Annotated in this window: 21 protein-coding genes; 6 read left to right on the top strand and 15 right to left on the bottom strand. The window is 62.9% G+C overall.

The annotated features are described in order from the left end of the window. Nucleotides 1-111 precede the first annotated feature (111 nt). Nucleotides 112-1,194, top strand: coding sequence for an NAD(P)H-dependent flavin oxidoreductase (locus tag NKH17_RS06550; RefSeq protein WP_352898188.1), 1,083 nt, complete (start codon nt 112-114; stop codon nt 1,192-1,194). 72 nt (nt 1,195-1,266) lie between these two features. Here NKH17_RS06550 and NKH17_RS06545 read toward each other — a convergent pair whose 3' ends face one another. Both NKH17_RS06545 and ykgO read right to left on the bottom strand, forming a co-directional pair. Then, a complete protein-coding gene (locus NKH17_RS06545; protein ID WP_352454860.1) occupies nt 1,267-1,866 on the bottom strand; it encodes a tetratricopeptide repeat protein in 600 nt (199 codons plus the stop codon). Nucleotides 1,867-1,960: 94 nt separating this feature from the next. Continuing rightward, nucleotides 1,961-2,086 (bottom strand): type B 50S ribosomal protein L36, encoded by a 126-nt coding sequence (ykgO, locus tag NKH17_RS06540; RefSeq protein WP_006203764.1) that lies wholly within the window; start codon nt 2,084-2,086, stop codon nt 1,961-1,963. Nucleotides 2,087-2,321: 235 nt separating this feature from the next. Between ykgO and NKH17_RS06535 the strand changes: the two genes are divergently transcribed. Beyond that, a complete protein-coding gene (locus NKH17_RS06535) occupies nt 2,322-2,744 on the top strand; it encodes a lysozyme inhibitor LprI family protein (RefSeq protein ID WP_352898193.1) in 423 nt (140 codons plus the stop codon). A gap of 91 nt (nt 2,745-2,835) precedes the next feature. Here the strand turns inward: NKH17_RS06535 and NKH17_RS06530 are convergent, their stop codons facing one another. The 12 genes from NKH17_RS06530 to NKH17_RS06475 all read right to left on the bottom strand — a co-directional run bounded on the left by NKH17_RS06530 (nt 2,836) and on the right by NKH17_RS06475 (nt 12,211). Continuing rightward, nucleotides 2,836-3,912: a 5-(carboxyamino)imidazole ribonucleotide synthase gene (locus tag NKH17_RS06530; protein ID WP_352801736.1), complete on the bottom strand. Its 1,077-nt coding sequence runs from the start codon at nt 3,910-3,912 to the stop codon at nt 2,836-2,838. Further along, nucleotides 3,909-4,406, bottom strand: a complete 498-nt coding sequence (gene purE / locus NKH17_RS06525; protein ID WP_352504988.1) for a 5-(carboxyamino)imidazole ribonucleotide mutase — start codon at nt 4,404-4,406, stop codon at nt 3,909-3,911. Before purE ends, NKH17_RS06530 begins: the two co-directional genes overlap by 4 nt. Before the next feature lie 124 nt (nt 4,407-4,530). Beyond that, entirely contained in the window at nt 4,531-5,364 is an 834-nt protein-coding gene (locus tag NKH17_RS06520) for an anti-sigma factor family protein (RefSeq protein WP_352801738.1), read from the bottom strand. Next, complete coding sequence (locus NKH17_RS06515) at nt 5,361-5,921, bottom strand: sigma-70 family RNA polymerase sigma factor (RefSeq protein WP_352801740.1); 561 nt, start codon at nt 5,919-5,921, stop codon at nt 5,361-5,363. Before NKH17_RS06515 ends, NKH17_RS06520 begins: the two co-directional genes overlap by 4 nt. Before the next feature lie 25 nt (nt 5,922-5,946). Then, nucleotides 5,947-6,294 (bottom strand): cupredoxin domain-containing protein, encoded by a 348-nt coding sequence (locus NKH17_RS06510; RefSeq protein WP_352898198.1) that lies wholly within the window; start codon nt 6,292-6,294, stop codon nt 5,947-5,949. A gap of 11 nt (nt 6,295-6,305) precedes the next feature. Continuing rightward, a complete protein-coding gene (locus NKH17_RS06505) occupies nt 6,306-7,253 on the bottom strand; it encodes a metallophosphoesterase family protein (protein WP_352801742.1) in 948 nt (315 codons plus the stop codon). Between the two features lie 166 nt (nt 7,254-7,419). Then, nucleotides 7,420-8,625, bottom strand: a complete 1,206-nt coding sequence (locus tag NKH17_RS06500; RefSeq protein WP_352801744.1) for an aminotransferase class V-fold PLP-dependent enzyme — start codon at nt 8,623-8,625, stop codon at nt 7,420-7,422. Between the two features lie 26 nt (nt 8,626-8,651). Continuing rightward, nucleotides 8,652-9,110 (bottom strand): RidA family protein, encoded by a 459-nt coding sequence (locus tag NKH17_RS06495; RefSeq protein ID WP_352504994.1) that lies wholly within the window; start codon nt 9,108-9,110, stop codon nt 8,652-8,654. 34 nt (nt 9,111-9,144) lie between these two features. Further along, a complete protein-coding gene (locus tag NKH17_RS06490; protein ID WP_254816525.1) occupies nt 9,145-9,939 on the bottom strand; it encodes an amino acid ABC transporter ATP-binding protein in 795 nt (264 codons plus the stop codon). Between the two features lie 4 nt (nt 9,940-9,943). Further along, a complete protein-coding gene (locus tag NKH17_RS06485) occupies nt 9,944-10,594 on the bottom strand; it encodes an amino acid ABC transporter permease (RefSeq protein ID WP_254816526.1) in 651 nt (216 codons plus the stop codon). 1 nt (nt 10,595) lies between these two features. Next, nucleotides 10,596-11,261 carry an amino acid ABC transporter permease gene (locus tag NKH17_RS06480; RefSeq protein WP_352714346.1) on the bottom strand — a complete coding sequence of 222 codons (666 nt, stop codon included), beginning with the start codon at nt 11,259-11,261 and terminating at the stop codon, nt 10,596-10,598. Nucleotides 11,262-11,329: 68 nt separating this feature from the next. After that, nucleotides 11,330-12,211, bottom strand: a complete 882-nt coding sequence (locus NKH17_RS06475; protein ID WP_254816528.1) for a transporter substrate-binding protein — start codon at nt 12,209-12,211, stop codon at nt 11,330-11,332. A gap of 128 nt (nt 12,212-12,339) precedes the next feature. Between NKH17_RS06475 and NKH17_RS06470 the strand changes: the two genes are divergently transcribed. Next, nucleotides 12,340-13,143, top strand: coding sequence for an IclR family transcriptional regulator (locus tag NKH17_RS06470; protein ID WP_352805043.1), 804 nt, complete (start codon nt 12,340-12,342; stop codon nt 13,141-13,143). Nucleotides 13,144-13,175: 32 nt separating this feature from the next. Here the strand turns inward: NKH17_RS06470 and NKH17_RS06465 are convergent, their stop codons facing one another. After that, on the bottom strand, nt 13,176-13,379 hold the full coding sequence (locus NKH17_RS06465) for a YdcH family protein (protein WP_023678480.1): 204 nt from the start codon (nt 13,377-13,379) through the stop codon (nt 13,176-13,178). 239 nt (nt 13,380-13,618) lie between these two features. On the opposite strand from NKH17_RS06465, the gene NKH17_RS06460 reads away from it, so the two are divergent. The 3 genes from NKH17_RS06460 to NKH17_RS06450 all read left to right on the top strand — a co-directional run bounded on the left by NKH17_RS06460 (nt 13,619) and on the right by NKH17_RS06450 (nt 16,118). Next, nucleotides 13,619-13,798, top strand: coding sequence for a YdcH family protein (locus NKH17_RS06460; RefSeq protein ID WP_254816530.1), 180 nt, complete (start codon nt 13,619-13,621; stop codon nt 13,796-13,798). Between the two features lie 207 nt (nt 13,799-14,005). Next, a complete protein-coding gene (gene ispG, locus NKH17_RS06455; protein WP_352801750.1) occupies nt 14,006-15,259 on the top strand; it encodes a flavodoxin-dependent (E)-4-hydroxy-3-methylbut-2-enyl-diphosphate synthase in 1,254 nt (417 codons plus the stop codon). Between the two features lie 4 nt (nt 15,260-15,263). After that, nucleotides 15,264-16,118: a lytic transglycosylase domain-containing protein gene (locus tag NKH17_RS06450; RefSeq protein WP_352476162.1), complete on the top strand. Its 855-nt coding sequence runs from the start codon at nt 15,264-15,266 to the stop codon at nt 16,116-16,118. Nucleotides 16,119-16,197 lie beyond the last annotated feature (79 nt).

The following is a 16,197-nucleotide window of genomic DNA, read 5'->3' as shown; positions in this document are numbered from 1 at the left end:
GAACTCCGCCAGCTTGCATCGGCCTGTAGCCGGCGGTTCGAAGGTCCTGTCCGACTTGAGCTGGAAGTCAGTTAAGGTAATCTCTCCTGGGAGAAAGAGGAGGGTGATCCAATGTGGATGCGCACTGATCTTCTGGAACTCCTCGGCATTGAGCACCCGATAATTCAGGCGCCGATGAGCGGCGTCACCACACCGGAACTCGCGGCGGCGGTCAGCAATGCCGGGGCACTAGGCTCGCTCGGATGCGGTATTCTCCCTGCGGCGGCTATCCGCGAGCAGCTCACGGCGACACAGCACGCCACCAATCGTCCGGTCAACGTCAACTTCTTTGCGCATCCGGCGCCGGCACGCGATGATGCGGCTGCCCAAACTATACGCGACCGCCTTCGCGGCTGCTATGAGGAGGTCGGCCTCGGACCGGTGCCCGAGCCGGGCGAGCCCTTCCCCACCTTCGATCGTGAGCGTCTCGAAATCGTGCTTGAGCTGCGCCCGAAGGTGGTCAGCTTCCACTTCGGCCTACCCGACACCGCAATTGTGCAGCAGTTGAAAGCGGCTGGCTGTACTGTCTTGTGTTCGGCTACCACCGTCTCGGAAGCGCGCCAGCTTGAGGCAGGAGGGGTGGACGCCATTATCGCCCAGGGATACGAGGCCGGTGGGCATCGCGGCACATTCACTGGCGACCCTGCTATCGGCACAGCCGGCACCATGGCCCTCGTACCGCAGATTGTTGATGCCGTGCGGGTGCCTGTAATTGCCGCCGGCGGTATCTTCGACGGTCGCGGCATTGCTGCCAGCTTTGCACTTGGTGCATCTGGTGTGCAGATCGGCACGGCTTTCCTGGCCTGTCCTGAAGCCAATGTGCAGCCAGTCTATCGCGCAGCATTGCGCTCGGCCAACGACGAGAGCACGTCGGTGACCCGCTGCTTCACTGGCCGCCCAGCGCGCGTGGTGCGCAACCGGTTTGTGATGGAAATGGCTGGTGAGGAAGATGCTGCGCTGGCGTTTCCGCTACAGGCGAGTCTGGTCATGCCGCTTTCGATGGCAAAGGATGAAAGCAAGCGGGCTGACTTCTTGCCCATTTGGGCCGGGCAGGGCGTTGCGAAGCTGCGGCAGATGCCGGCCGCCGCGCTTGTGGAGAAACTCGTCACGGAAGCAAGCGGCATAGATCGGGCCTGTAGGGAGGTAGGGGAGTAGGGGAGCATGCGTTTCCGCAGTGCAATCTACACCACTCACCTACTGCCTTACTCCCCTATTCCCTTACTGGCTTCAAATGCCTTCGCCGGCAAGCTCCTCGGAAAGTGCGGCGACCTGGTCCTGGGCGCTGCGCATCATCGGGTAGATGCCGAGAACGCGCTGCCAGGCTTCAAGTGCCGACTGCTTGTGGCCGGTTTCGGCCATGATCTGAGCCAGGCCGGACAGCGCGCCGAAATGGCGTGGTTCGAGCTGCAGGGTGCGGTCGATGTCCGCCATTGATTTTCCGTAGTTCTTCATCATGAAATGAACAGTGGCGCGGCGGTTCCAGCCTTCCGCATAGGTCGGCTGCAAAGTCACCACCTGATCAAGGAAATCGAGTGCAACATCGAATTTCTGGTTTTCGATTGCCTTCTGCGACCATTGCATCATCAGGTCGATAGAGGCACTGCCCGACTGGGACCACTCGCTGCCGATGCGTCCGGCAATGCGCTCGGCCGCCTTTTCATTGCGTTCGCGCTTGAGATCGGCAAACAGCTGATCGAGCCGCGCCTGTTTCGTCTTGACGACCGGAGGTGCTGTCGGCGGAGTTGTGGTCGGATCTTCAGCCCACGCCGGCAGCGAGACAGCGCCGGAAACGAGGAAAGCCGTGAAAAATGCAAAAAGAATCCGCATCGCGGGAATCTAGCCCCCGACGCCGGATCGTCAAACTGAATTTAGCGTGAGTGTCGTATCATGCGAACGGAGGCGCGCAGCCTCCGTCGAAAACTCAACCCTGGCGCGCCTTGTAGCGCGGCGCGGTCTTGTTGATGATGTAGATGCGGCCCTTGCGACGAACCAGCTGGTTGTCGCGGTGACGCGCCTTCAACGCCTTAAGCGAATTCTTGATTTTCATGGTCTTGCCCGTCGGTCTGGGCCCGGTCACGGGCCGAATTATTAAGGCGCGCCCACAGACGCGCCTTTGAACTGTGCGTGGCTCATAGACGAGGAGCGTTGCCCGTGTCAACCGCAAGCGCGTTGCCTAAACGATACGGACCGTTTCGTATCATCAAATATCCGCCACTGGCGCCTTGCGGCATTGCGCAGGCTTGCGACGGCTGGAATGATGCGGTTGCGAATTGGAGATCGTCATGCGCCGAATTCTTGTGTCCGCCTGTCTTGTCGTCCTCGCGGCAGGCTCTGTTGCCCATGCGCAGGAATGCGACCGCAATGACGACAGCCAGCAGATGATGAACATCTGCGCCGACGCGGACTACAAATCCGCCGACGCCAAGCTCAACAAGGCCTACCAGGATCTCATCGGCGGAAGTGGCGCAAAAGCCAGGAAGCTGTTGCAGACGGCGCAGCGCGCCTGGATCGCTTTTCGCGACGCGGAATGCAGCTATTCCGCCGCGGACAGCGAAGGCGGCTCGATCTATCCGATGCTGATATCGGAATGCCTGACGCGGCTGACCGACGATCGCACCAAGCAGCTCACCGCCGATTCGACCTGCGCAGAAGGCGATGTGAGCTGCGCCAGCCCCGACGAGGACGAGAGCGGCGACATCCAGTAAGCTTAGGTTCTAACTTTATGTTTGAGCATGATCTTTTCCGAAACCGGATTCCAATTTTCGCTAGCGCGGACCTTCGGTTCGGGATCATGCTCTAGCTGCGGCGGCTCACGCGCGTAAAATGGCCCATCTTGCGGCCGGGCCGCGCCTCGGCCTTGCCATAGAGGTGCAGCATCAGATCGGGCTCGGCGAGCAGCTCAGGAACGCGCCGGATGTCGTCGCCGATCAGGTTTTCCATGACGCAGTCGAACTGCCGGGCGGGATTTCCCAGCGGCAGGCCGCCGACGGCGCGGATGTGCTGCTCGAATTGCGAGATGGTGCAGGCGGCCTCCGTCCAGTGACCGGAATTGTGGACGCGCGGCGCTATCTCGTTGACCAACAGCGAACCGTCGGCAAGGACAAAGAATTCGACGCCGATGACGCCGACATAGTCGAGCGCTGCAAGGATCTCTGCCGCCGCCGTTTGAGCCGCAGCAGCCGTCTCGGATTTTACTCCGGCCGGCAGCGTCGAGCTGTGCAGAATACCGTTGCGATGGACATTCCACGCTGGATCGTAGGCGGCGAGCGAGCCGTCGCTGCCGCGCGCGGCGATCACCGAAATCTCGCGCTCGAAGGTGACGAAGGATTCCAGGATCAACGGCACGTTGCCCATCGCCTCGCAAGTGCCGGCAAAGCCGCCTGTTTCCATGTTGCGGAAGACACGCTGGCCCTTGCCGTCATAGCCCATGCGGCGCGTCTTCAATATGCCGCTGCCGTTGAACTGTTTCAGCGCAGCCGTCAGTTCCTCGTCATTGTCGACGGGACTGAAATCCGCGGTCGGTATGCCGATACCGTTGAGGAATTTCTTTTCCGCCAGCCGGTCCTGCGCCACTTCCAGTGCGCGTGCCGGCGGATAGACCGGCACCGTAGAGGCAAGTGCCGCGGCAGCCGCGACCGGAACGTTCTCGAATTCATAAGTAACGACGGCACTGGCCGCAGCCAGCTCGCCAAGCGCGGCCGCGTCGTCGTAGGCGGCGACGATCTGCCGGTTGGCGACCTGTGCCGCCGGGCAATCCGGCTGCGGCTCCAGCACGACGATGCGATAGCCGAGGCGGGCCGCGGCCATCGCCAGCATGCGGCCGAGCTGGCCGCCGCCGATGATGCCGATGCTCGATCCCGCCGGCAGGCTCACGGCGCGTCCGTGGGCTCGGCGGCCACCTTGGCGGTCTGCGCGGCGCGCCAGCTATCCAGCCGGGCGGCGAGCTTTTCGTCGCTCAGCGCCAGCACCGCGGCGGCGAGAAGGGCAGCGTTGGCAGCGCCGGCCTTGCCGATGGCCAAAGTGCCGACCGGAATGCCGGCCGGCATCTGCACGATTGATAGCAGCGAATCCTGGCCCGACAGCGTCTTTGATTCCACCGGCACGCCGAGCACCGGCAGCGGCGTCATCGCCGCCGTCATGCCGGGCAGATGCGCCGCACCCCCGGCACCGGCGATGATCACCTTGTAGCCGGCCGCCTTGGCGCCCTTGGCGAACTCATAGAGCCGATCGGGCGTGCGGTGGGCCGAGACAATCAGCCGCTTGTGCGAAATGCCAAGCGCCTCAAGCGTTTCGGCGGCGTGGCGCATCGTCGCCCAGTCGGACTGGCTGCCCATGATGATGGCGACGTCGGCGCGGTGATCGTCCAAGCTTCTGCTCTCCGGCGGCAAAGGCGCGCATTAGCGGAAATCGAGGGGAGCCGCAAGGATGGCCGGAAACGGCAAAGCCGCTTGTGCCGTCTGCGTGGCTACGCACATGGACTTGGGCGGTCTGTCATCGGGCGGCCGCTGCTCGGAAGCGGTTGACGAAGTCGTCAAGTTCAGGCCGTTCGGTATCGGAAATCGCCCAGTAGGAAAAGGCGCTGTCGCTCCAGTGGACCAGCGAGAAGCCACCAGCAGAAAGATCGACCGGTCCGGCTGTCGAGCCGGTTTCCTCGGGCGCGGCGACGAGAGTGATCAGGTGCTCGCGGTGCCTGTAGACCAGTGCCGGCACTGGCTGGTCGGCGATCACCTCGACCCGGCCGCCGAGCAACGCGAAGCCGTCACTGGCAAGGTCAGGTGCCGGCGGCGACAGGCCGACCCTGCCATCCAGCCAGGGTTTGACCGTGTGCCGGTCCGACGAGACGACGTCCACCGGGCTGGCTGCCAGCAGGCTGCGACGGTGGCCGCTGGCGACCGCGGCAGCAAAGCTGTCGGGCGCCCTGCTCAGCATCATCCATTGCGTCGCGCCGCTGGCCAGCACGGCCGTAACGACGATCGACGCCGCCAGCGCGCGCCAGTCGAACGCGCCAAATCGGTGCATCGCCCTGTGCGCTGGCAGCACTCGAGCGGCGGGCGCCGGCGCCGGCAGCACTTTCTCCATACCGGCTGTCCCGATTGCAGCGATGCGAGCCTTGAAATCCTCACGGACATCGAGCCTCGTCAGCCCGCTGACGACCGTCTGCAGCGCAACGATGCGGGCATGCTCGGCGGCGAGCGCCGGGTCGGCCGCGATGCGTCGCTCGACAGCCAATGCTGCCGCTGCGTCGAGCTCGCCATCGACCAAGGCATGGATCATCAGCGCCACGCCCGCCGGGTCATCGGGCAGTCCATCGTTGTGCGCGCTCATAGCGCCCTCCCAAGTTGGGATATAAGCAGACCGCGCGCCCTCGCCAGCCGCGACATCACCGTGCCTAGCGGCACGCCAAGCAGCGTCGCGATCTCGCGATAGCTGAGGCCGTTGACGTCGCGCAGCACCACAGTCTCGCGAAATTGGTGCGGCAGCGCGGCGATCGCCGCCTCGAGTGCGGCCGTGTCGGCCTTGGCGATCAGGCTTGCCTCAGGATTATCCGTATCCGGCAGGCCGGCGACATATGCAGCCGTCACGTCATCGAGGTCGCTCAGGTCGCCGACGGCGACGACACTGCGCGGCCGGTTGCGCGCCAGCCAGGAGTAAGAGGCGTTGCGCACGATCGCCAGCAGCCAGGCGCGCGCATTGCCGCCGGCATAGCCGGCGATGCCCGCATGCGCCTTCAAACAGGCCTCCTGCACCACATCCTCCGCATCGGCGGCGTTGCCCGTCAGCCAGCGGGCAAGCGCAAGCGCATCCGCGAGATGGGGCAGAACCACCTCGCGAAAGCGCTCGGTCGCGGCCTCGTGGTTCAACACCGTCGCATCGCCCGGCATCCCGGGCAGAACCTTCCGAAAATCCTCACGGAGCGACGGTGATCCTGCCCTGCATGTGCGGGTGAAGCCCGCAGAAATAGGCATAGTCGCCCACTTTGGTGAAGGTGAAGGCATATGTGTCACCGGTGTCAAGCGCCTTGGAGCGAAACGAGGCATCGTTGGCGACCACCAGATGCGGGATGTCGTCGTCATTCTCGAAGGTCACGGTAGTGCCCTGCTTTATCGTCAGCACCGCCGGTGTGAAGGCAAAGTTCTCGATCTTGACCATTGGCTGGTCTGCTGCGTTCAGTGGCATGGCAACCATTATCAGGATCGCCGCCAAACCGAACGGGACAGGGGATAAGACCAAGACGCGGGATGGGAAGCGGATCATCGCATTTCTCCTCAAGCCAGCGTGCTGTCGATGATGGCGAGGTCCTGCCCGCCTTGCTTGAGCGTCACGCTGCTCGTGCCGAGCAGGCTGCGCAACTGGCCGGCAGGTACCGTCATAGGCCCGGGTGAGGCTGCGGTGCCCGGCGCCGGTTGCGGGAAAGCGGTCGAGCGCGCGGTATGGAAGGTAACGTTGCCTTCGACCTTCTGCATGATCTGGTGGATATGGCCGTTGAGTACGGTGACAGAGCCGAAGCGCTTGAGCAGGGCCAAGGCCTGCGCCGCGTCGTCGGTGCCCCAGCCCCATTCGGGATAAACAGCCCATAGCGGGATGTGGGCAAAGACGACGATTGGCGTCGAGGCGGTGACCGCCTTCAGATCATCGGCCAACCATGCCAACTGGTCGGCGCCGAGATTGCCCAGCCCTCCAGCCTTCAGGTTGACGACGTTGACCAGCCCGATGAAATGGACGCCGTTCTGGTCGAACGAATACCAGCCGGCGCCCTTGGTGCCTTTGCCGTAGCGGTCGAGATAGGCCTGGCCATTGCCGTCATCGATCAGGTCGTGCTCACCGGGCACATAATGTACGTCGAAGCCTGCGCCGCCGATGATCTGGGCAGCGTTGTCGAACTGCGCGACTTTCGACAAATGGGTGATGTCGCCGGTGTGGATCATGAAAGCGGGCTTTTGCGGCAACGCCTGGATCTTGCCGATGGCCTCCTTCAGCGTGTCGATGGCGTGCGGGTTGGCAGCCTTGTCGAAGCCGATGTGGCTGTCGGAGATCTGGAGGAAAGTGAAGCCGGTGGCCAAGGCTTCTGCGGCTTGCGCCGCGCCGAGCAGGCTGAGCGAAACCGGCACGCCGGCCGAAATCGTCCACAGCACTCCCGTGCCGGCCCAGATCATGCATTCCAGTGCATGACGGCGGCTGATGCCGTCAGCTTCATTGTCGTGGTGGTGGGTCATACCGGTCTCCTGCAACGCCGGAAATGGCGTCTGCTTGGGAGACCAATGGGCGGGGTGGTTTATTCCGCCCGACGACCAAAAAGTCATTCACAGTGCCGTGATGGCGTAATGGCCCGATGCCAAGCCGGCGCTGGAAGGCACTGGCTCGACCACGTTCTGGCGATGTCTAGTCCGGCCAGCGCAAGGCCCCGGCGGACTGCTTGCGAGCGGGTTTCATCGCATCCGCGGGCCGATCGGCAGCACTCAGCACCGCCCGCAGGCTTTCGGCGACGATCTCCGCCTCGCCGGGATGAAGATTGCATGGGTCGAGGAAGAAGTGACCGCGCTCGACCTCGTGGTTGCGCACGATGATAGGGGGCGAGCCCGCGGCCAGCGCCGAGGCAAGGCCGGCGGCGGTGAACCTGCTTTCAGGCGTAACAAACACCTGCAGGCGGTCGAGCGGATTGGCAGTCGGATCGGGAATGATATGCGAGGCGATACCGGGCAGTCCATCCAATGCGTCTTTCCACAGACGCAAAGCCGCTTCCTCCCGCTTGCGAATGCCGGCATGGTCGCGCCGCTCCCAGGCTTCCAGGGCCGCCATGGTGCCGGCAATGCTTTCCTTGCCGACCTTCATCGCCCGCGCAACGCCACGATTCTGGAGATAGGCGGCCCGCACCAGATCCTTGCGCCCCGTCACGATGCCGCTTGTCGGTCCGCTGAGGAACTTGTGCCCGCTATAGACGACGATGTCGGCGCCGCGTGCGAGAAAGCCGCGCAGGTCGTATTCGGAGGCGGCGTCGACGATCACCGGCACGCCCTTGGCGTGGCAGATCTCGCAGAACTCCTCGAGCGAAAGCATGCCGTATTGCACCGTGTGATGCGCAACCACGTAGAGGCCGGCCGCGGTGCGGTCGCGGATCGCGTCGCGCACATGATAATCCTGCGTCACGCTGACCGTGCCGGCGGGTATTGTCTTCGCCCCGGCCAACCGGATCGACTGGTCGATCGGCGCGCCGTAATTGACGATGTGACCGAGCTGGACGATGACCTCCGACTTGACGCCCTCAATGTCGTCCGGCAGCCGCTCGATCGCAAGAAGGCTGGTTCCGGTCATCGCGCCGGCAATCGCCATGGTTATGCCGCTGGCGCAGCACGCGGTGATGAAGCCGGCCTCGCCGCCGGTCAGGCGTGCAATCACAGTACTTGCGGCGCGCTGCAGATCGTCCATCTCGACCCATTGCGAGGCGATTTCCGACATTGCGGCAATCGCTTCTGGCACGATAATCGAAGCGCCGAGCGCCGTCATCGTACCGGAAACGTTGATGATCGGGCGAAGGCCAAGCCGTTCGCGGATTGTCGTGTTGGAACGGTCAGCGGCATAGGTCGTCATCTCTGCAGATCCTGTTTCGAACGATTTCAGGCGATCTCGACGACCGCCTCGATTTCAACTGTGATGTTGCCCGGCAGCGAGCCGACACCGATTGCCGAGCGGGCATGTCCGCCGATCTTATCAAAGACGGCGGCGAAAAGATCGGAACAGCCATTCACCACCTTGGGGTGCTCGCTGAATGTCGGCGTCGCATTGACAAAGCCAAGCAGCTTGACGACGCGCACGATGCGGCCGAGGTCGCCGGCCGCCGCATGCATGACCGCGAGCAGGTTTAGGCCGGTCAGACGCGCATGCCCATAGGCCTCTTCAACGCTGACGTCGTCGCCGACCTTGCCGGTGCAGAGCGCGCCGTCGGCGCGCAACGGCCCCTGGCCGGAGAGGAAGATCAGCCGTCCGCTCTCGGCATAGGTGACGAAGTTGGCGATGGGCTTCGGCGGCTCGGGCAGTGTCAGGCCCAATTCCGCGAGCCGGATGTAAGGCGTCATAGAAGCTCCTTGCGACAGCTTTCGCCGTCCGATGTCAAAAATGCGAGGCGCGAAATCGCGCCAGGAAGCTGCGAAGGCGTTCATTGTCGAACCCCGCCGCCAGAATCTCGGCGGGTGGTCCGACGGCGCTGACGCCGCCGTCCGCCATGAAAACGATGCGGCTCGATGCATCGCGTGCAAAAGCCATTTCATGCGTGACCATCAGCATCGTCATGCCGTCTTCGGCAAGGCTGCGAACGACCTCGAGCACCTCGCCAACCAGTTCGGGGTCGAGCGCCGAAGTTATCTCGTCGAGAAGCAGTATCTTCGGCTCCATCGCCACGGCGCGGGCGATGCCGACGCGCTGCTGCTGGCCGCCGGACAACTCGGCCGGCAGGCTATCGGCCTTGTGGGCGAGGCCGACCCGGCCGAGCCAGTGCTCGGCAATGGTGCGGGCCTCGGCATTGCTCTTGCCGCGCACCTTGCGCAGGCCAAGCATGATGTTGCCGGCGGCAGTCAAATGCGGAAACAGATTGAAGCTCTGGAACACCATTCCGGTCTCGGCTCGCATCGCCGCCAGGTCGCGCTCGCTGCGTCGCTGGCGTGTTCCCGTCTCGCGATAGCCGACCTCCTTGCCATCGATACGGATCGAGCCGCTGTCGTAGCTCTCTAGGAAGTTGACGCAGCGCAGCAGCGTGGTCTTGCCGCTGCCGGAAGGGCCGATGACAGTCACCACCTCGCCGCGTGTCACCTTGAGACTGACGGAGCGCAGGACCTCGACGGATCCAAAGGCTTTGGAAACCTCGGAGACATCGAGAAGTGCCGGATTCTGGTGCGGGGCATTGGACATCTTGCTATTCCCGGATGAATGAGAAACGCTGCTCCAGCCGCCGGCTGGCCAAGGAGAGGGCGTAGTTGACGGCGAAGTAGACGAGCGCACCGAGAATGTAGAGCGGCATCGCCTCATAGGTGCGGCCGATGACCTGGTTGATTGCCTGCATCAGGTCGGTGATGCCGAGCAGCGAGACCAGCGCGCTGCCCTTCACCGCGTCGGTCACGCCATTTATCCAGGGTGGCAGGAAGCGTCTGAACGCCTGCGGAAAAATGACGTAGGCCAGCCGCTGGCGAAAGGTCAGTCCGATCGCCATCGCCGCCTCGGACTGACCCTTGGGAATCGAGCCGACGGCGCCCCTCAGATATTCGACCACCTGTGCGGTCTTGAACAGGGTGAGGGCGAGTACGGCCGCCCAAAAGGATTCCAGATGCAGCCCCACCGCGGGCAGGCCGTAATAGACGAAGAAGATCAGCACCAGGATCGGAATGCCGCGTATGGTGTCGCTGAAGATGCGCACTGCCCAGCGCAGCGGAGCCGGTCCGTAGACAAGGCCGACGCCCATCAGCACGCCGGCGATGAGCGATAGCACCACGACCAGCAGCGACACCCACAAGGTCACGGCAAAGCCTTCGGCGAGGAACGGCAAGGCGTAAATGATCTGGCTCAGCATCTCAGCGCGCCGCCTTGAACCGGCGCTCGACCAGCCGCAACGCGAAAAGCAGTGCATAGCCGGTCAACAGGTACATCGCCGTCACCACCAGATAGACCTCGACAATGCGGAACGTGTTGAAGTTGATCCACTGGGCGCCGTAGGTGAGCTCGGGTACCGAGATGACCGATGCCACGGACGTGTCCTTGAAGAGCGATATGAATGTGTTGGAAAGCGCCGGCAGGGTTATGCGCAGCATCGTCGGCAGGCGCACGTGGAGCAGCCTTTGCCATGGCGTCAGGCCGATTGCCTTGCCGGCGTCGAGCTGTCCGCGCGGCACCGCCTCGAGCCCCGAGCGAAACACCTCGACCAGGTAGGCGCCGCTGTAGAGCGATAGCGTGGCAATAAATGAGGTTTGCGCACTGTAGGCAATGTCGACCACCGTCGGCAGGCCGTAGAAGACCAGATAGACGAGCAGGATCAGCGGCACGTTGCGGATGAACTCGACATAGCCCGCGATGATGGTCCGCACCGCACGTCCGGCCGATACGTACCAGACCGCCAGAACGAGCCCGATGACGATGCCGATCGCGATCGAGATGACGGCCAGTTCGAGGCTTAACAGCAGTCCGCCCCAGAGCTTGTCGAAATGCCGCCAGATCAGGTTGAAGTTGAGGGTATAACCCATGCATCCCCGTCATAGAGGGCTGTGATGAGAGGGGGGCGGAAGCACGTTTGTCCTTCCGCCTGCTTGCATCAGATGACCGGGAAACCGGGATGGCGGGCCGGCGGCTCCTGTCCGAAATAATCCTTGAACGCAGCGTCGTAGAGTGCCGTTTCATGGCCGAACATGGCGATGGTGAAGGTCTGGTTGACGAAGGTCAGCCAGTCGAGGTCGCCCTGCCGCAGTGCGGCGCCATAAAGCATCGAGAACCAGCTCTTGCCGGCATCGAAGTATTTGTCCGGATTGCGCGAGGCGAGCCAGCGGACCGTTGACAGATCGACCGCGGCAGCGTCGACGCGCTTCGATTCCAGGGCCTGCAGCACGTTGGCCTGCGTGTCTATCTGCATCACCTGCGACTCCGGCAGGACGATATGCACATTTGCCTCGGCATCGACGTTTTGCAGGATGGAAATCCGGGTCGCCGAACCGGCGGCAAGCAGCTTGTCGAAGGTCTTGTTTTCGGCGTTCGGAAGGGTCAGCAAGGCGATGCCTTCGACGTAGTAGGGTCTGGAGAAGTGGATCAGCTGCGAGCGCTGGGCGGTCATGGTCATGAACTGGATGGTGATGTCGACCTTGTTGGTGGTCACGTTCGGAATGCGCTGAGCCGGATCCTGCATGACGAATTCGACTTTGGTCGGGTCGTCGAAAAGCCCCTTGGCGAGAATGCGACCCATGGTGATGTCCATGCCCACCAGTTCGCCGGCGTCGTTCTCGAAATGCCAGGGCGCATTGGTACTGCCGGTGCCGACGATCACCTTGCCGCGCTCGAGGACGGTGCGCAGCAGGCTGTCCGGCGCTGCCTGGGCCGCCGCTTTCTGAACGTCGACCGCGGTAGCGGCGCTCATAACTCCGGCCGTTGCAAGCCCGGCCATTCCCAGTTTCAGAAATTCACGCCTTTTGGATGTGTCGTTCACGGCGACCTCCTTTCGTGTTGTGTTCCCCTTTGGACCAGCGATACAGGCATCGGTTGCAACTGATGTAATTGTCTCTTACAAGAGACGCCTGTACTCTGTACAAGACAGATTAACATCAGGGATCGATAATGCAAGATGGCAATGCATTGGCCGCTCGACCGGACGTCGGACTGGACGAAGACAAGACCTCAGGCTCTCGGGAGAAGGGTCTCAACCGGGTTCTCCAGATTTTGGAGTTTCTCCACACTAACCAGCGCGCGATCGGCGTTGGCGATCTTGCCAAAGGAGTGAACGCGCCGCGTTCGACGACTTATACGCTGGTGCGCTCGCTGGTCGACGCAGGCCTGCTTGAGATGGCTGGAGACGGCAATCGGGTCTATTTCGGAAAGAAGCTTTATCTCTACGGAATGGACTATGTGCGGGGCAACGACCTGCTCAGGCGAGGGCGCCAGGAAGTCGACCATCTGTCGCGCGAGACCGGCGAGACCTCGGAGCTGTGCATGCTGCAAAGCGGCCGCTACACCATCGTCCATTCAAGTCCGGGAACGAGGCCATTCAGGATCAGTTCGGCGACGGGTCTGCAAATACCGCTTCCCTGGACAGCTTCCGGGCGGCTGCTCCTCGCCGGGTTCGACAGGGCGGCGATCGAGGATATGGTCTCGGAAGACGATCTCGTGCTGCCGGACGGCCGCAGGTTGCGGCTCGACGATTTCATAGCCGACATCGCCGTCGCCAAGTCGGCCGGCTACTGCGTCACCTCCGGCCTTGTCGATGCCTACACGAAATGCCTGGCCGCGCCGGTCTTTTCCGCGCCGGGCAGGGTCGAGGCGACGATGTGCCTGGTGGTTCCCATCGATACCTCGACCGAAAAGACCGATGACCTGATAGCGCTGTTGCGCGAGCGCGCCGCACGGCTTTCGATCGCGGCATAGCGCTTTTCCAGCAGGCCGGCGCCGGCGTTCGTTCAAGCAATAATGTCTGGAATGATCTTGTCTTCCAGCGCCATCAGCCTGTCCTTCAGGAAAAGCTTCTTTTTCTTCATGCGCTGGATCTGCAGCGGGTCGCAATTCATGGCGATCATCGCATTGATGGCCGCGTCGAAATCGGCGTGTTCCTGCTTCAGCCGGGAATATTCGAGGCGGATATCCGCCTGTTCCTGATCGGACATTTTTACCGTCTGCACGTCTGCGGCGCCCAAACACTGGGCCTGATTGGGCGGGACCGGGGCCTTCTTGCACCGGCGCGCAGCCCATACCACATTTCACATTGTCGTGGAATGCTACCACGCAGCATTCGACATCGGTGCTCGATGGTGGCACACTGTCATTATGCCGTCACAGAAGCGAGCCTGCGGTGGACGTGCCTTGGCGGCTGCAATCGAGGAAACCATGAAAGGGAGAACCAATCATGTCTCTTGCATCCCATCTTGATGAGCTGCAGCGGAAACACGGCGACATCGAACGGGAAATCGACGATGCGATGGCGCATCCATCGGTAGACGACCTCGAAATCGTGAATCTCAAGCGGCGCAAGCTGGCGCTCAAGGACGAGATTGAAAAACTGAAGGCGAAACCGACGACGCACTGAAGCCCTTCCAGGACTAGGAGCGCGCGCCGCCCGGCGCGCGTCTCTTTCCGGTGGCATATCGCTATGCTGCCGGAAATGCATGTGGATTTGCGGCAAGCTGCCGTCTTGTCATTTCCGATTTGCTAGGCCTGCGCGCCAGTCGCCATTGACAAGCCATCTTTGCTCCTCCACCTCATGCCCGGACCTTCAAGATTAAAGGCAGCCGGCATGACCGGGTATTTTTCCTCACCCTTCCCACGCCGCAGGTCGATCGGTGTCGATGTCGGCGGCGTGATTGTCGGCGGCGGCGCGCCGGTCGTCGTCCAGTCAATGACCAACACCGACACGGCCGATGTCGATCAGACGGTCGCACAGGTGGCGGCGCTGCATCGCGCCGGCTCCGAGATCGTGCGCATAACCGTCGATCGCGACGAAAGCGCTGCCGCCGTGCCGGCCATCCGCGAGCGGCTGGAACGACTCGGCATCGACGTGCCGCTGGTCGGCGATTTCCACTATATCGGCCACAAGCTCCTGGCCGACCACCCGGCCTGCGCCGAGGCACTGGCCAAATACCGCATCAATCCCGGCAATGTCGGCTTCAAGGACAAGAAAGACCGGCAGTTCGCCGCGATCGTCGAGATGGCGATCCGATACGACAAACCGGTACGCATCGGCGTCAATTGGGGTTCGCTCGACCAGGAGCTGCTGACCCGGCTGATGGACGACAACCAGGCCCAGGGCTTTCCGCTGACCGCCCAGGAAGTGACGCGCGAGGCAATCGTGCGGTCGGCAATCCTGTCGGCCGAAATGGCTGAAGAGATCGGCCTTGCCCGCGAGAAAATCATCCTGTCGGCCAAGGTCAGCGGCGTGCAGGATCTGATCGCCGTCTACACCGAGCTTGCCACCCGTTCCGACCATGCGCTGCACCTCGGCCTGACGGAGGCGGGCATGGGCTCGAAAGGCATCGTCGCCTCGTCCGCGGCCATGGGCATCCTGCTTCAGCAGGGCATTGGCGACACCATCCGCATCTCGCTGACGCCGGAGCCAAACGGCGACCGCACGCGCGAGGTGCAGGTGTCGCAGGAGCTGTTGCAGACCATGGGCTTCCGGCAGTTCGTGCCGATCGTTGCCGCCTGCCCGGGCTGCGGGCGCACAACCTCGACCGTGTTCCAGGAGCTTGCCCAGAACATCCAGGCCGACCTGCGCAAGAACATGCCGGTGTGGCGCGAACAATATCCCGGCGTCGAGAACCTCAAGGTCGCGGTGATGGGTTGCATCGTCAACGGTCCGGGCGAATCCAAACACGCCGATATCGGCATTTCGCTGCCCGGCACCGGTGAGACGCCGACCGCCCCGGTGTTCGTCGACGGCAAGAAGGCGGCGACCCTGCGCGGCCCGTCGATCGCCGCGGATTTCGAGAAAATGGTTTCCGACTACATCGAACGGCGGTTTGGGCAACACGGCAAAGCCGCGGCGGAGTAGTTCGATGCGGCGTTTGCTTGGGGCGACGCTGGTTGTCATTTCCGGGCTGGGCTGGGCGGCGGCCGTCCAGGCCGATCCGCCGCGGCCCGCCAAGCAGAAGCTGATCGATCGAGTTTGCGATCTTATCGAGACGCATGCCGACCAGAACGGCCTGCCCCGGGATTTCTTTGCCCGGCTGATCTGGAAGGAGAGTCGTTTCGATCCCAACGCGGTCAGCCCCGTCGGCGCGGAGGGTATCGCCCAATTCATGCCGGGTACCGCCAAGATGCGCGGGCTCGCCAATTCGTTCGATATCGAGCAGGCTATCCCGGCCTCGGCAAAATATCTCGCCGAAATGAAGACCGGCTTTGGCAATCTGGGCCTCGCCGCAGCTGCATACAATGCCGGCGAGAGCCGGGTGACGCGCTGGCTGAATTCCGGCGGATTCCTCCCGATGGAGACCGAAAGCTACGTCCTGGACGTCATGGGCGAGCCGGCCGACAGGTTCACCGATGCCGCCTACGCCGGCGTCATCCGGCCGCTCGACAAGAAGGCGACTTTCGCTGCCGCTTGCCGCGAGCTGCCGGTGATCATGTCCAGAACCGTGCCGATGTCGTCGATCAACATCAAGCCGTGGGGCGTGCAGGTGGCCGGCAATTTCCGTCGCGCCGCGGCGCTCAATCAGTGGAGCAACGTCAAGCGCAGGTTTCCAGCCTTGCTCAGCGGTCGCGATCCGGTGGTCAGCCGGGTGCGCACACCGATCGGCAGGCGCGGCATCTATGCGGTGCGGATCGGCGCCGACACCAAAGCCAAGGCCGACGATATTTGCCAGAAACTGCACAGCGTGGGCGGCGCATGCATCGTGGTGCGCAATCGGTAAGCCATATGTCGGTGCGTTTTCGCGCCATTGCTGCCATCTTGCTCCCCGTGGGCACTTCGTCCTCGACACGTGAATCATA

This window comes from Mesorhizobium sp. M1334 (assembly GCF_040317995.1).
Lineage (GTDB): Bacteria > Pseudomonadota > Alphaproteobacteria > Rhizobiales > Rhizobiaceae > Mesorhizobium.
This window is presented reverse-complemented; position numbering and strand designations above follow the sequence as displayed.

Excerpts from the sequence above, each read along its gene's own strand:
- NKH17_RS06550 (WP_352898188.1), top strand. The coding sequence starts at position 112 with ATGTGGATGCGCACTGATCTTCTGGAACTCCTCGGCATTGAGCACCCG.
- NKH17_RS06545 (WP_352454860.1), bottom strand. The coding sequence starts at position 1,866 with ATGCGGATTCTTTTTGCATTTTTCACGGCTTTCCTCGTTTCCGGCGCT.
- ykgO (WP_006203764.1), bottom strand. The coding sequence starts at position 2,086 with ATGAAAATCAAGAATTCGCTTAAGGCGTTGAAGGCGCGTCACCGCGAC.
- NKH17_RS06535 (WP_352898193.1), top strand. The coding sequence starts at position 2,322 with ATGCGCCGAATTCTTGTGTCCGCCTGTCTTGTCGTCCTCGCGGCAGGC.
- NKH17_RS06520 (WP_352801738.1), bottom strand. The coding sequence starts at position 5,364 with ATGAGCGCGCACAACGATGGACTGCCCGATGACCCGGCGGGCGTGGCG.
- NKH17_RS06515 (WP_352801740.1), bottom strand. The coding sequence starts at position 5,921 with ATGCCGGGCGATGCGACGGTGTTGAACCACGAGGCCGCGACCGAGCGC.
- NKH17_RS06510 (WP_352898198.1), bottom strand. The coding sequence starts at position 6,294 with ATGATCCGCTTCCCATCCCGCGTCTTGGTCTTATCCCCTGTCCCGTTC.
- NKH17_RS06505 (WP_352801742.1), bottom strand. The coding sequence starts at position 7,253 with ATGACCCACCACCACGACAATGAAGCTGACGGCATCAGCCGCCGTCAT.
- NKH17_RS06500 (WP_352801744.1), bottom strand. The coding sequence starts at position 8,625 with ATGACGACCTATGCCGCTGACCGTTCCAACACGACAATCCGCGAACGG.
- NKH17_RS06495 (WP_352504994.1), bottom strand. The coding sequence starts at position 9,110 with ATGACGCCTTACATCCGGCTCGCGGAATTGGGCCTGACACTGCCCGAG.
- NKH17_RS06490 (WP_254816525.1), bottom strand. The coding sequence starts at position 9,939 with ATGTCCAATGCCCCGCACCAGAATCCGGCACTTCTCGATGTCTCCGAG.
- NKH17_RS06485 (WP_254816526.1), bottom strand. The coding sequence starts at position 10,594 with ATGCTGAGCCAGATCATTTACGCCTTGCCGTTCCTCGCCGAAGGCTTT.
- NKH17_RS06480 (WP_352714346.1), bottom strand. The coding sequence starts at position 11,261 with ATGGGTTATACCCTCAACTTCAACCTGATCTGGCGGCATTTCGACAAG.
- NKH17_RS06470 (WP_352805043.1), top strand. The coding sequence starts at position 12,340 with ATGCAAGATGGCAATGCATTGGCCGCTCGACCGGACGTCGGACTGGAC.
- NKH17_RS06465 (WP_023678480.1), bottom strand. The coding sequence starts at position 13,379 with ATGTCCGATCAGGAACAGGCGGATATCCGCCTCGAATATTCCCGGCTG.
- NKH17_RS06460 (WP_254816530.1), top strand. The coding sequence starts at position 13,619 with ATGTCTCTTGCATCCCATCTTGATGAGCTGCAGCGGAAACACGGCGAC.
- ispG (WP_352801750.1), top strand. The coding sequence starts at position 14,006 with ATGACCGGGTATTTTTCCTCACCCTTCCCACGCCGCAGGTCGATCGGT.
- NKH17_RS06450 (WP_352476162.1), top strand. The coding sequence starts at position 15,264 with ATGCGGCGTTTGCTTGGGGCGACGCTGGTTGTCATTTCCGGGCTGGGC.